The sequence below is a fragment of the Aeromicrobium sp. Root236 genome (assembly GCF_001428805.1).
In the GTDB taxonomy this organism is placed as follows: domain Bacteria; phylum Actinomycetota; class Actinomycetes; order Propionibacteriales; family Nocardioidaceae; genus Aeromicrobium.
Map to the genome: position 1 here is coordinate 3,338,816 of NZ_LMIS01000001.1, position 12,381 is coordinate 3,351,196.

The window sequence follows — 12,381 nt, forward strand, 5'->3', positions numbered from 1 at the left end:
AGCTGGACGACATCGAGCAAACGTCCCTGCGCCGCGACCACTCAGTACCGGTTGCGGCGCAGGGCTATCTCAAGAGGAGTGCAGGCATGCGAAGGTCGCGTGAGCGTGGGGCCGTCATGGTCGAGTTCGCTCTGATCGTGCCGCTCCTGCTGCTCCTGGTGCTGGGCCTCATCGAGTACGGATACCGCTACTCGCGATCGTCAGTGCTCAACAATGCGGCGTTCGTCGCGGCCAGGGACTACTCGATCCACAAGGATGCCGCTGCAGCCCAGGCCGCGGGCCGGGCGGCCGACAACCGGATGCCCAGCGGCGCCGCGTTCGCTGGCTTCTCATGCCCGCCGGGCGGCAATGTGACCGTCACGATCACGTCCACGGAGAACTCGCCGACCGGATTGTTCCCGGGCGGCGACACCTTTGTGGTGAATGCAAAGGGTGTGGCGCGATGCGAGGACTGACCAACCGCCGGCATGACCAGCGCGGTGTCGCTGCGGTCATGGTGGCACTGATGGGCACGATGCTCCTTGCGGCCACAGGCTTGGGGGTCGACACGGCACATGTCGTCTACGACAACGGGCGCGTCCAGCACGGTGCGGACGCCGGCGCCCTCGCGATCGCTCTCGACTGTGCGCGGCACAAGACCACGTGCTCGAAGGCCGGTGGCGATGCCATCGCCGACACCATGGTCGACGAGAACGCTGGAAGCGGCAGTGGATCCATCGTCGGGGGCGCGCTCGCGCCCTCGGACGGCCAGGTCACGACCCACGTCTCCAAATCGGTGAACACCAACTTCTTCGGTGCCTTCGGCATCAACAACAAGACCGTCGACGCCAACGCGACAGCCAAGTGGTCGAAGCACGCGACCGCAGGAGACGTCATCCCCTTCGCCGTGTCGCTCTGTGAGTACAACAAGAACTCGCTCAACACGCCGACGACGATCGCCACCGACACGAACGATGTCATCGCGAGCCAGATCGTGACGAGCAACGGCACCACGCTGACGGCGGCTCACAACGCCATGACAAGCAAGGGCCTCCTGACGAGCTGCTCCGTCCCGTCGGGTGTTGACCTGTCGGGAAGCGGTGGCACGGTGAAGATGCTGCCCGGCGGCCTGTGGATGAGCACGAACGGGTCCAGCACCAACAACGGCCAGCTCATCCCGACCGCGGTCCTGGACACGCTCGCGAGTGTCGACGGCTGGAACGTCAACCAGCAGGACAAGTTCTCGCAGTTCCTCCATCCCGGCACGACGATACTGATCGCCGTCTATGCGCCGTCCACGGAATACGCCTGGGGCGGCCTCCGCAAGGACGGCACCAAAGCGGCATGGAAGGGCACCGTCGACCTCAAGATCTTGGGCTATGCGCCGTTCCAGGTCAGCGGCTGGTGCTTCGGCACCAAGTGCTACGGCGCCTCGTCGGGCGCCAGCAAGATCGCCGGCAAGTTCACGAGCAGCGCTGAGCCGTTCGACCACTTCACGTACGGCGAGGGCGGCGCCGAGTTCGGCGCACTCAAGGTGGAGCTGACCAATTGAGCGGGGGCATCGTGACCATCCTTCTGAGGGCTGGGGGAACCTCTCCTCGCCTCCGAGACAAGAGTTCGCATCGCGTCGCGCATGAGGCGCCAAGAGAGAGTTGTGACACATGAGCAAGAGGGCGATTGCGGCGTTGGTCGCCGCCGTGCTGGCGGTTGTCGGCATCGTGCTGCTGATCGGCTATGCCAACGGCGCAAATGAACGAGCCTTCAACGACGCCAAGCTCGTGGAGGTCCTCCAGGTCGACGAGCCCATTGCAGCGAACACCAATGCCGATGAGCTGGGAGGGAAGGTCGAGACGGTCAAGCTGCCGCAGTCGGCCATCGCGCAGGGCGCGATCAAGAGCCTGTCGGAGGTCAAGGGCATGTCGACGACGACCGACCTGGAACCCGGCGAGCAGGTCCTGCTCTCTCGCTTCTCCACGGGGGGCGAGGCCAAGCAGGAGACAGCCAAGGGCGACGTCCCCAAGGGCATGCAGGAGCTGGCCATTCCGCTCAGCTCAGCGCGCGCGGTCTCGGACGTCCTGAAGGTGGGGGACAAGGTCGGTGTCGTCGGCAGCTACCAGACCAAGGAGGGTGACGGAGTCACCCAGATGATTCGCAACCAAGTGGTGATCACCAAGATCACCGGGCCAGGCGTGAAGTGGGATGGTTCGCCTCTCGAGGACATCACGCAGATCGTGACGGTCGCGGTGCCGATCCGCGACGCCGGAAAGATCATCAATGCGATGGAGTACGGCAAGGTCTACCTCACCAAGCAGAACAAGGACACGGCGAACGGAAATGGTGGTTCGATCTCCAAAGAGGATGTGACCCAATGACCGGCATTCTGGTGCTTGCGGCGAATCCGGACGTGACCGCGCTGGTGGAGGCCCTCCCGGGTCACGACGTCGTCTCGCTCGACCGTGAGTCCGTCACCAACTTCGTGCAGGTCGATGGCATGGGCAGCCTGGTCGCGCTGGATCGCGATCGCGTGGCCGAGGTGGTCATCATCGGTGACGAGCTGCCGATCGGCGAGGCGTTGTCGATCGCGCAGGTCATCGATGGCAGCAGTCCGCTCGTCGAGGTGATGCTCGTCGCCGAAGCCGACACTGGCTTGGCTCTTCGCGCAATGCGGGCCGGCATCCGCGAGATCATCGAGCCGAGGATCAACGAGGACGACCTCAAGGTCGTCGTCCATCGCGCCGCTGCCAGTGCGGTGACCCGGATGGGCAATCCCCAAGGTGGCTCATCGCCGGACGCAGCCCTCGGAACCGGTCGCGTGATCGTTGTCGCCTCGCCCAAGGGTGGTGTGGGCAAGAGCACGATAGCGACGAACCTCGCGGTCGGACTGGCCAGGATCCAACCGATGCAGACGGTCCTGGTGGATCTCGACATCCAGTTCGGTGACGTCGCCGTGCTCCTCGACCTGAAGCCTGCGCACTCGATCGAGGACGCGTTCGGGACATCGGCTGCTCTGGACACGTTGATCCTCAAGACATTCCTCACCGTCCATCCAGCCGGGTTCTACGTGTTGGCCGGAGCCGAGTCGCCCGTGGCAGGCGACCACGTCACTGCGTCTCACATCAAGCGCCTGCTGGCTCAGCTCGCATCCCAGTTCCGTCATGTCATCGTGGACACGTCCGCGGGGCTCTCCGAGCTCACCCTCGCAGCCCTCGAGGACGCCAACGACGTCGTGCTCGTCTCCAGCATGGATGTCTCCAGCATCCGGGCGATGCGGAAGGAGATCGACGTGCTCGCTGAGCTCGATCTCCTGCCGACCTCGCGTCATTTCATCCTCAACTTCGCCGACCGCCGATCCGGCCTGATCGAACGCGATGTCGAGGCCGTCGTCGGCATGCCGATCAATGTGGTGCTCCCTCGTGTCAAGGACGCGCAGGTTGCCGGCAATCGCGGGGAGCCTTTGATGATGGCGAAGAAGCCGGGTCCCGTTGCTGCCGGTGTCATGAGCCTTGCTGCGCGGTTGGCCGCCGGACCGGGGCCTCTCCAGGGAAACGTGAACAGCGGGAAGGCACCCAAGGCACCCAAGGCACCGAAGGCACCGAAGGCACCGAAGGCTCCCAAGGAACCCAAGCGGTCCCGGGCCGAGAAGCGCAGCAGAGGACAGCGGGTCAGGGATGAGTAGCCTCAGCCAGCGGTTGGAAGCCGCACGCACCAAGAGCGAGATCATCCCCGACAAGCCGGTGCCGGAGGTGCCCGAAGCGGTGGAACCTGACGGTGTCGAGCCCACGGTGGTCTCGGCTCGTCTGGCCGAGGGGCTGGTGTCGGTCAAGGCGCGTGCTGTCGAGACCTTGTTCGAGCGCATCGGCGTGCGAATCAACGACTCGTCTCTGACGGAGGACCAGCTCCGCCGGTTCGTGCGGCAGGAGCTCAGTCGCATCGTCGATGAGGAGCAGCTGTCCCTCACCTCTGACGAACGAAAGCGACTCATCCAGGACATCGAGGACGATGCGCTGGGGCTGGGTCCGTTGCAGCGTCTCTTGGCCGACTCGGATGTCACCGAGATCATGGTCAACGGGCACAATCACATCTACGTCGAGCGCAACGGCAAGCTCAAGCTGAGCGGCTTCCGGTTCAACTCCGAGGAGCACCTGCGCCGTGTCATCGAACGCATAGTCGGCCGCGTCGGCCGACGCATCGATGAGAACTCTCCTCTGGTCGACGCGCGGCTCATGGACGGATCGCGAGTCAACGCGATCATCCCGCCGCTCGCAGTCCACGGCTCGTCGCTGACCATCCGCAAGTTCGCGGAGACTCCGTACGAGGTCGCCGACCTCGTGCGCTTCGGCACGATGACCAAGCCGGTCGCCGAGCTGCTCTACGCCTGCGTCAACGCGCGTCTGAACGTCCTGGTGTCGGGTGGCACCGGAACGGGCAAGACGACGCTGCTCAACGTGTTGTCGTCGTTCATTCCCTCGGATGAGCGCATCGTGACGATCGAGGACGCGATCGAGCTCAAGCTCCAGCAGGAGCATGTCGTCTCGCTGGAGAGCCGCCCACCCAACATCGAGGGACAGGGCGAGATCACGATTCGCGACCTGGTCCGCAACTCGCTGCGTATGCGGCCTGACCGGATCGTCGTCGGTGAGTGTCGAGGCGGCGAGAGTCTCGACATGCTGCAGGCGATGAACACGGGTCACGACGGATCGATCTCGACCCTGCACGCCAACTCGCCACGCGATGCGGTGTCACGTCTCGAGACGATGGTGCTCATGGCCGGCATGGACCTGCCCATGCGAGCCATCCGCGAGCAGATCGCCTCAGCAGTCGACATGATCATCCAGCTCACCCGTATGCGTGACGGCACTCGCCGCATCACGGCGGTGACGGAGGTGCTCGGCATGGAGAACGAGACCGTCGTCCTTCAGGACGCGTTCGTCTTCGACTACGCGGCCGGCATCGACGCGCATGGACGATTCAGGGGCACGCAGGTGTCCACGGGGATCCGGCCCCGGTTCACGGACAAGTTCGAGGAGATGGGCATCAAGTTCAATCTCGACAGTCTCGGCCCAGCCGCGAAGGGAGCGTGACGTCGTGGCCCTGCTCATCTCCGGCGTGATCTTCTCGGCGCTCGCCCTGGCGATGCTGGTGTACGTCCTGACTGCTGCCCCCGTGGATCGGATCCCGTTGGAGCGTCGTCAATGGGGGAAGAAGGAGGAGAGGCCGGTCCTCTCGCTGACCTCGGACTACCTGGTGTCCATGGTGGACCGCGTGCTCCGTGGAAGCAGCTGGGCTCCTTTCCGTGAACGTGAGCTGGATCTGGCGGGTCTGTCGATGACGCCCGGTGCGCTTGTCGTCACGGTCGGCTCGATCGGCGTTGCCGCCCTGGTCGTGGGGTTCGTGCTGACCGGTAACGTGTTCGTCGCGATCCTGGCCGGCGCGTTGGTTCCGGTCGTCGCCAAGCTGGTGCTCAAGGTCAAGATCGATCAGCGACGCAAGGCGTTCGCCAAGCAGCTGGACGAGACGATCCAGATGATCGCGTCCTCACTGCGCGCGGGGCACAGCTTCATCCGCGCCCTCGACGCCGTCGCAACGGAGGCTGACTCGCCGACCGCGGAGGAGTTCGCCCGCGTCATCAACGAGAACCGGATCGGTCGCGACCTGATCGTGGCGCTCGAACAGACGGCTGATCGCATGGCCAGCGACGACTTCCGTTGGGTCGCCGAAGCCGTCGCTGTCCACCGAGACGCCGGCGGCAACCTCAATGAAGTTCTCGATCGGGTGGGGCAGACCATGCGCGAGCGCAACCAGATTCGCCAAGAGGTGGACACGCTCGCTGCGGAAGGCAAGTTCTCCGGAATCGTGCTGATGGCACTTCCGGCAGTCGTCGCTGGTGCATTCTCGCTCGTCAATCCCGGCTACATGGATCCGATGTTCACCTCGTCGCTGGGCAAGATGCTCCTCGCCGCTTCGGTGGTGCTCTACATCATCGGTGGCGTGTGGATGAGGGCGATCGTGAATGTGAAGTTCTGAGATGCCGTTCGTCATGGTGGTACTGGGCGTGGCTCTCATCGGTGGATCGCTGGTGGCACTCACTCTCGCCTTGGGCATGTGGGGTCAATCGAACAAGGCGGTCCGCGCGCGCTTGGTGGCCGCCGGTCCGAAGCCTGTGAGCGAAGGCGATGAACCGGTCATCCGGGTTCAGGGAAAGAGCTCCTCGATCTTCCGATTCCTGACAACTGGTGCGTCGTTGGCCAAGATCGAACGGAACGTGCTCCTGGCCGGACGGCCCGATGGATGGACCGCGCGAACCGTGGTCACGCTCAAGCTGGTCTTGTGCGTGGTGGCCGTGTTCATGCTCTTCATCCTGGTGACCAGCAAGCCGTCGTTGCTCAATTGGGGACTAGGGGGTCTGGGCATCTTCGTCGCGTACGTGTCACCGGACGTCATCATCCAGAAGCGCGCCGAAGCTCGCCAGGCCATGATCCAGCAGGAGCTGCCCGACGTGCTCGACCAGGTGTCGATCTCGATCGAGTCGGGGTTGGGATTCGAAGCCGCATTCGCCCACATCGGGGAACGTCGGACGGGCCCCCTCGCCGACGAGATCGTGCGCACGGTTCAGGACATGCGACTGGGCATGAGTCGGCGCGACGCGTATCAAGCGCTCGCCGCTCGCACTGACGTCGAAGACCTTCGGCGGTTCGTCAAGAGCATCGTCCAGGCCGAGCAGTACGGCGTGTCCATCTCGTCAGTCGTGAAGACGCAGGCGAGCGAGATCCGATTCCGCCGCCGCAAGCGTGCCGAGGCGACGGCTCAGAAGGTCCCGGTGAAGATCATCTTCCCGTTGCTGGTGTGCATCCTGCCCGTTCTGTTCATCGTGATCCTGACCCCCGCCATCGTCAGCATCGCCGACAACGTGGGATCCAAGTAGGACCATTGCGCACCGACTTTACATTTGCTACCTTCTTGTAAAGCGCCTCTCCCAAGGCGTACGAGGAGGAATGCATGACGATCCAGGCAACCGTCGACGGCCAGCTCATCCAGTGGCGCGACAAGAAGCGCTACCTGTGGATCATGGGCGCGATCATCCCGTTGATCCCGCTGATGATGTGGGGTCTCTACGCGTGGACCGGCGCGACGATCGTGTGGTTCTTCGGCCCGTTCTTCGTGTTCGTGCTGATCCCGCTGTTCGACCTCCTGGCCGGACTCGATCCCAACAACCCGCCTGACGAGCTGATCGAGGCGCTGGAGGAGGACCGCTACTACCGCTGGGTGACCTACGCGTTCATCCCGGTGCAGATCGCGGGCCTGATCTGGGGCGCCTACCTGCTCGGCGGCGGGACGTTGCCGGGCATCGACGACCCGCTGACCGTGGTGCAGAAGATCGGCCTGGCACTCGGCCTCGGCATGGTCGCCGGTATCGGGATCAACACCGCGCACGAGCTCGGCCACAAGAAGGAGGAGCACGAGCGCTGGTTCGCCCGGGTCGCGCTCGCGCAGACGTTCTACGGCCACTTCTTCATCGAGCACAACCGCGGCCACCACGTACGCGTCGCCACCCCGGAGGACCCCGCGAGCGGTCGCCTCGGCGAGACCGTCTGGGAGTTCATGCCGCGCACGATCATGGGCAGCCTGAGGAGTGCCTGGGGCCTGGAGAAGAAGCGATTCGCGCGCCAGAAGAAGACGCACTGGTCGATCAAGAACGACCTGTTCAACGCCTGGATGTTCTCCGTCGTCCTGTGGGGCGGGCTGACGATCGCGTTCGGCTGGGAGATCCTGCCCTACCTCGTGATCCAGGCAGCCGCCGGCATCTGGCTGCTGGAGTCGGTCAACTACCTCGAGCACTACGGCATGAAGCGGGCCAAGCTCGAATCCGGCCGCTACGAGCGGGTCAACCCGAGCCACAGCTGGAACTCCAACAACATCGGCACCAACGTGCTGCTCTATCACCTGCAGCGGCACAGCGATCACCACGCCAACCCGACCCGCCGCTACCAGGCGCTGCGCGACTTCAAGGAGGCGCCGGTCCTGCCCACGGGCTATGCGGGCATGATCGTGCTGACCTGGATCCCGCAGGTGTGGCGCAAGGTCATGGACCAGCGGGTGCTCGGTCACTACGACGGCGACATCGGCCGTGCCAACCTGCACCCGCGCACCGCTGAGGCGTACGTGCGGAGGTACGGCGTCGGCACGAGCAAGGACGAAGAGGCTGCGGCGGCATGAGCCAGTTCATCTGCCCCAACTGCGAGTACGTCTATGACGAGGAGCAGGGCAACCCGAGGGAGGGCTGGCCGGCCGGCACGCCGTTCGCCGATATCGACCCTGACTGGACGTGCCCGGACTGCGGCGTACGCGAGCAGGTCGACTTCCTGCCCATCGAGGAGTTCGAGCACAACGACCAGGACGGCAACATCATCGCCGCCGAGACCCGAGCCCAGGTGCAGCGCAGGTCCGCCGAGCGGCAGGACGAGGCGAACGCAGACGTGACGACCGAAGGAGACGACGCATGAAGCGTTGGGAGTGCCAGCAGTGCGGCTTCATCTACGACGAGGCCGAGGGCTGGCCCGAGGAGGACATCCCGCCGGGCACCAAGTGGGAGGACATCCCCGACGACTGGACGTGCCCCGACTGCGGCGCCGCCAAGGCCGACTTCACGATGCTCGAGCTGGTCTGAATGACGCACCGCACGGTCATCGTCGGCGCCGGCATCGCCGGGGTCAGCGCCGCCGCGGCGATGAGGCGCAGCGGCTACGACGGTGACATCGACCTGCTGGGCGCCGAGCCCGAGCTGCCCTATCGCCGGCCGCCGGTGTCCAAGGAGATCGTGCGCGGCGAGAAGACGCCCGACGAGATCCGCATCAAGAAGCCCGAGTGGTACGAGCAGCAGTCGGTCAACCTGCGCACCGGGGTCACGGTCGAGTCGCTCGACGTCGACGCGCACGTCGTCCGGCTCTCCGACGGCGAGGAGGTCGGCTACGACCAGCTGCTGCTCGCGACCGGCGGGCGCGCCCGCAACCCATGGTCGGCATCCGGCATCCGTACGCTCCGCAGCCTCGCCGACGCGCCCGGCCTGCAGTCCGAGCTGGCACCGGGGCACCACCTGATCGTCGTGGGTGCCGGGCTCATCGGCTCCGAGATCGCCGCGAGCGCGCGTACGACCGGATGCGACGTCACGCTGCTGGAGACCGCGGCGCTGCCGCTCCCGCGCCTGCTGCCGCCCGAGCTGGGCGAGCTCTACGTCGACCTGCACAAGAGCGAGGGCACCGACCTGCACACCGGTGTCGAGGTCGCATCGATCGTCGACGAGGGTGACCGGACGGTCGTACGTGCCATCGACGGGCGTACGTGGTCGGCGCCGGTCGTCGTGGTCGCTGTCGGCATGCAGCCCAACGTCGAGCTCGCCGAGGCGGCCGGCATCGAGGTCGCCGACGGCATCGTCGTCGACGCGTTCGGCCGTACGTCGGCTCCCGACGTGTTCGCGGCCGGCGACGTCGCCAACCAGCCCAACGGCGTGCTCGGTGGCCGGCACCGCGTCGAGCACTGGCAGGGCGCGCAGAACCACGGGAGTGCGGTCGGCAAGGTCATGGCGGGCGCTGAGGAGCCGTTCGTCGAGGTGCCGTGGTGCTGGTCGGACCAGTACGGCCACAACCTCCAGGTGACGGGGTGGCCAGAGACGTCGCACGAGCTCGTGATCCAGGGCTCGCTCGACGAGCGGGACTTCATCGCCTACCTGTTGGACGACGGTGTCGTACGCGGTGCGGTCGGCATCGGCCGGCCACGCGACATCCGGGCGGCCGGCACGTGGATCGCCGCAGGTCAGCGGCTCGAGGACGCGCTGGAGGGCGGGGCATGACGAGCACCGCCGTCGCCCCGGTCCGCGAGCGACTCCTCGACGCAGCCCAGGCCATGATCGAGGACACCGGCTGGTCGAGCGTCACGATGGCACGCGTCGCCGAGAGAGCCGGAGTGAGTCGGCAGACCGTCTACAACGAGTTCAGCAACAAGCACGGGCTCGCCGAGCAGCTGGCGATGCGTGAGCTGGCGCGTTTCCTCGACGTCGTCCGCGAACGGATGGCTGGGGAGACGACCCTCGTCGAGGGCATCCGCGCTGCCTGTGAAGGTGCGCTGCTGATGGGGGAGCAGAGCCTGCTCGTCCGCACGATCGTCACCTCGCTGCCCGAGGAGCAGGACGCGGACTTCCTGCAGATCCTGACGACGGAGTCCGGCGAGATCGTGGAGGCCGCTGTCGCGGTGGTCAAGCAGTGCGTCGTCGAGCTCTACCCGCCGTCGCCGCTGACCGACGCCGAGCTGGAGGTCGCCGTCGAGGTCGTCGTACGCCTCGTGCTGTCGGCAATCACCCGTCCGTCGAAGCCGGCCCACGAGGCCGCCGCCGAGATCGCCTGGATCACCGGCCTGGCGCTGAAGGGCGCCGAGTCAGTCGACTGAGGAGTTGGGCTCCGCACGGAGCGCCGGCCGCAGACGTGGTTCCCCCATCGGGAATCGCTCGGGCAGGGGTCGGCTCAGGACCATGGGGTAGAGCCCGACACAGAGCAGGCCGAACGATGACAGGACGACCGGGTCGCCGAGCAGCGCGATGATCGAGATGTGCAACGCGACGCCCACCATGACAGCCAGCAAGCGGGTGCGTCTGAACCAGAGGCCGAGGCCGAGGAAGATCTCGGTGCCCACGGTCAGGCCGGCGATGAGGTGGTAGAAGGCACCGTCCAGGTGGATCACCATTTGATCTCGCAACACGTCCCCCGAGAGGAAGACACCGTTGATCTTGCTGATGCCGGCGAAGAGGTAGAGCGACGAGATGGCGCCGATCATCAGCACTTGCGGTCCCAAGGGAACCGAGGGACGGCGGCCTTGGTAACGAGCCCGCAGTGACCACGCGGCATCCGACTGCGCGAAAACCAGATGACAGCACAAGAGGAAGAGCAGGATCCGGTGGCTGCTGTACAGCTGCTGGTCGGACAGGACCATCACGACCTGTAGCGCCGCGATCAACGCAGCACACCACTTGGCACAGCAGCCGATGGCGAGGAAGACCCCCGCAAGCATGCCGATGAAGAGCATCGCCCTCAGGGGAAGCTCGGAGGGGCCTGGCCACCAGCTGACGACAGGAACCGCCAGTCGGCCGTCGACGATCGTGATGAGGAAGGTATTGCCTTCGACCGCAAGCGAGATGGCAGCGATCCCGATGCAGATCCGCGCGAACGCGACGGGTCTGGGATCCACTCTCAGTTCCTGTCGCATGTGAACCTCGCCGTCCTCGTGCCGCGCGAGTTGACTTGGCTCACGACCACCTTGGCTGCACGCGGCAGGGTGTGGCACACGTAGTCCTGGTGCAGCTTGGAGATCCAGTCGATCTCGGTTCGGCCGTTCGCCACCAGATCGTCGAAGTCGATGGACGTGCGATGGCCCGAGGAATCGATGACGTAGGCGTGAACATCCCCTTGGCCGGAGTACATCTGGAAGCCGAACCTTGACGGTGCCGGACTGGCGACGAGGACGACCAGCGGGATCAAGAACTGCAGCACGAAGACGCCGACAAGCAGCCCCCGTCGGAGCGTTGCGGTTCGACCCGGCCTGCTGTGGTCGGCATCCGTCAGACCTGACCTGGTCTCCCTCATGGGCTGAGGCTACGCCCGAGGATGACGTCCCGTTCATGCTTTGACTGGCCCGGTTTCTCGACGTCGTGCGGGAGCGCATGGCCGCGGGGACGGCCCCTGTCGAGGGGATCCGCGCCGCCTGCGAAGGCGCGTTGCTGATGGGGACCGAGTCACCCTGAGCGGTGGATTCTCGACCTTCCGCCGCAACCGCGCTTCCGCGGTGTCACACCTGACGATTCGCGATTTGGCCGCGGGCGAAACGCTGCTCTGCCATGCTGGCCGTTCCAGTCAGGCTGTTGCTGCCGGCGTCACGCGAAGGAGAACCCGATGAACGTACCTGTGGCCTTGGCGAGCGTCGTGCTGCTTGCCGGCACCCTGACTGCGTGCGGCGGAGGTGATGGTGGTGGCAGCGGCGGAAGCGGTGACTACTGCAAGGAGCTCAAGCGTTCGACGTCGGCGTTGAGCGGTGTCGGCGCGGCACCCGGCACCGACTGGGCCGAGAACTTCAAGGACATCCACGACCTCGCCGACAAGGCACCGGACGAGATCGCCGGCGACTGGAAGACGGTCGACCAGGCGTTCACGCAGCTTGAGAAGGGTCTCAAGGACGCCGGGCTCAAGCCCTCGGACATGACCAAGATCGGCTCGGGCGACACGAGTGGTCTCGATCCGGACGCGATGGAGAAGATCGTCAAGGAGTTCATGAAGATCGGCTCCGAGAAGGTGTCTAACGCGTTCGAAGCAGTCGCCAAGCACGCCAAGGACGAGTGCAAGGTCGACCTCGACGTGGGCTGAG

15 protein-coding genes are annotated in these 12,381 nt (G+C 65.5%); 13 read left to right on the forward strand and 2 right to left on the reverse strand.

What is annotated here, in order from left to right; translation table 11 throughout:
- The first annotated feature begins 86 nt into the window (after positions 1–86).
- The 12 genes from ASE12_RS16775 to ASE12_RS16830 all read left to right on the forward strand — a co-directional run bounded on the left by ASE12_RS16775 (position 87) and on the right by ASE12_RS16830 (position 10,416).
- Positions 87–455 (forward strand): TadE/TadG family type IV pilus assembly protein, encoded by a 369-nt coding sequence (locus ASE12_RS16775; protein ID WP_082582496.1) that lies wholly within the window; start codon positions 87–89, stop codon positions 453–455.
- Positions 443–1,531 (forward strand): TadE/TadG family type IV pilus assembly protein, encoded by a 1,089-nt coding sequence (locus ASE12_RS16780; protein ID WP_162255511.1) that lies wholly within the window; start codon positions 443–445, stop codon positions 1,529–1,531. Before ASE12_RS16775 ends, ASE12_RS16780 begins: the two co-directional genes overlap by 13 nt.
- Positions 1,532–1,640: 109 nt before the next feature.
- Complete coding sequence (locus tag ASE12_RS16785; RefSeq protein ID WP_056403179.1) at positions 1,641–2,351, forward strand: Flp pilus assembly protein CpaB; 711 nt, start codon at positions 1,641–1,643, stop codon at positions 2,349–2,351.
- Positions 2,348–3,655, forward strand: a complete 1,308-nt coding sequence (locus tag ASE12_RS20735; protein WP_056403182.1) for an AAA family ATPase — start codon at positions 2,348–2,350, stop codon at positions 3,653–3,655. The genes ASE12_RS16785 and ASE12_RS20735 overlap by 4 nt, the downstream gene beginning before the upstream one ends.
- Complete coding sequence (locus ASE12_RS16795) at positions 3,648–5,060, forward strand: CpaF family protein (protein WP_056403185.1); 1,413 nt, start codon at positions 3,648–3,650, stop codon at positions 5,058–5,060. The genes ASE12_RS20735 and ASE12_RS16795 overlap by 8 nt, the downstream gene beginning before the upstream one ends.
- Before the next feature lie 4 nt (positions 5,061–5,064).
- The gene (locus tag ASE12_RS16800) at positions 5,065–6,003 is read left to right on the forward strand and encodes a type II secretion system F family protein (RefSeq protein WP_056403188.1); all 939 of its coding nucleotides are present in this window, start codon (positions 5,065–5,067) and stop codon (positions 6,001–6,003) included.
- Position 6,004: 1 nt separating this feature from the next.
- On the forward strand, positions 6,005–6,901 hold the full coding sequence (locus ASE12_RS16805; RefSeq protein WP_056403191.1) for a type II secretion system F family protein: 897 nt from the start codon (positions 6,005–6,007) through the stop codon (positions 6,899–6,901).
- A 74-nt stretch (positions 6,902–6,975) separates the two neighbouring features.
- Positions 6,976–8,193, forward strand: coding sequence for an alkane 1-monooxygenase (locus ASE12_RS16810; RefSeq protein WP_056403194.1), 1,218 nt, complete (start codon positions 6,976–6,978; stop codon positions 8,191–8,193).
- Entirely contained in the window at positions 8,190–8,480 is a 291-nt protein-coding gene (locus ASE12_RS20740; protein WP_082582351.1) for a rubredoxin, read from the forward strand. The genes ASE12_RS16810 and ASE12_RS20740 overlap by 4 nt, the downstream gene beginning before the upstream one ends.
- Complete coding sequence (locus ASE12_RS16820) at positions 8,477–8,644, forward strand: rubredoxin (RefSeq protein ID WP_056212108.1); 168 nt, start codon at positions 8,477–8,479, stop codon at positions 8,642–8,644. The genes ASE12_RS20740 and ASE12_RS16820 overlap by 4 nt, the downstream gene beginning before the upstream one ends.
- Positions 8,645–9,823 (forward strand): NAD(P)/FAD-dependent oxidoreductase, encoded by a 1,179-nt coding sequence (locus tag ASE12_RS16825; RefSeq protein WP_056403198.1) that lies wholly within the window; start codon positions 8,645–8,647, stop codon positions 9,821–9,823.
- Entirely contained in the window at positions 9,820–10,416 is a 597-nt protein-coding gene (locus ASE12_RS16830) for a TetR family transcriptional regulator (protein ID WP_056403201.1), read from the forward strand. Before ASE12_RS16825 ends, ASE12_RS16830 begins: the two co-directional genes overlap by 4 nt.
- On the opposite strand, the gene ASE12_RS20255 is transcribed toward ASE12_RS16830, so the two are convergent.
- Positions 10,405–11,211 (reverse strand): HTTM domain-containing protein, encoded by an 807-nt coding sequence (locus ASE12_RS20255; protein WP_056403203.1) that lies wholly within the window; start codon positions 11,209–11,211, stop codon positions 10,405–10,407. The two genes, ASE12_RS16830 and ASE12_RS20255, sit on opposite strands and share 12 nt — an antisense overlap.
- A gap of 2 nt (positions 11,212–11,213) precedes the next feature.
- On the reverse strand, positions 11,214–11,513 hold the full coding sequence (locus ASE12_RS20260) for a hypothetical protein (RefSeq protein ID WP_162255512.1): 300 nt from the start codon (positions 11,511–11,513) through the stop codon (positions 11,214–11,216).
- A gap of 399 nt (positions 11,514–11,912) precedes the next feature.
- On the opposite strand from ASE12_RS20260, the gene ASE12_RS16845 reads away from it, so the two are divergent.
- The gene (locus tag ASE12_RS16845; RefSeq protein ID WP_056403209.1) at positions 11,913–12,380 is read left to right on the forward strand and encodes a hypothetical protein; all 468 of its coding nucleotides are present in this window, start codon (positions 11,913–11,915) and stop codon (positions 12,378–12,380) included.
- Position 12,381 lies beyond the last annotated feature (1 nt).

Excerpts from the sequence above, each read along its gene's own strand:
- ASE12_RS20740 (WP_082582351.1), top strand. The coding sequence starts at position 8,190 with ATGAGCCAGTTCATCTGCCCCAACTGCGAGTACGTCTATGACGAGGAG.
- ASE12_RS16775 (WP_082582496.1), top strand. The coding sequence starts at position 87 with ATGCGAAGGTCGCGTGAGCGTGGGGCCGTCATGGTCGAGTTCGCTCTG.
- ASE12_RS16820 (WP_056212108.1), top strand. The coding sequence starts at position 8,477 with ATGAAGCGTTGGGAGTGCCAGCAGTGCGGCTTCATCTACGACGAGGCC.
- ASE12_RS16830 (WP_056403201.1), top strand. The coding sequence starts at position 9,820 with ATGACGAGCACCGCCGTCGCCCCGGTCCGCGAGCGACTCCTCGACGCA.
- ASE12_RS16805 (WP_056403191.1), top strand. The coding sequence starts at position 6,005 with ATGCCGTTCGTCATGGTGGTACTGGGCGTGGCTCTCATCGGTGGATCG.
- ASE12_RS16795 (WP_056403185.1), top strand. The coding sequence starts at position 3,648 with ATGAGTAGCCTCAGCCAGCGGTTGGAAGCCGCACGCACCAAGAGCGAG.
- ASE12_RS20735 (WP_056403182.1), top strand. The coding sequence starts at position 2,348 with ATGACCGGCATTCTGGTGCTTGCGGCGAATCCGGACGTGACCGCGCTG.
- ASE12_RS16785 (WP_056403179.1), top strand. The coding sequence starts at position 1,641 with ATGAGCAAGAGGGCGATTGCGGCGTTGGTCGCCGCCGTGCTGGCGGTT.
- ASE12_RS16825 (WP_056403198.1), top strand. The coding sequence starts at position 8,645 with ATGACGCACCGCACGGTCATCGTCGGCGCCGGCATCGCCGGGGTCAGC.
- ASE12_RS16780 (WP_162255511.1), top strand. The coding sequence starts at position 443 with ATGCGAGGACTGACCAACCGCCGGCATGACCAGCGCGGTGTCGCTGCG.
- ASE12_RS16810 (WP_056403194.1), top strand. The coding sequence starts at position 6,976 with ATGACGATCCAGGCAACCGTCGACGGCCAGCTCATCCAGTGGCGCGAC.
- ASE12_RS16845 (WP_056403209.1), top strand. The coding sequence starts at position 11,913 with ATGAACGTACCTGTGGCCTTGGCGAGCGTCGTGCTGCTTGCCGGCACC.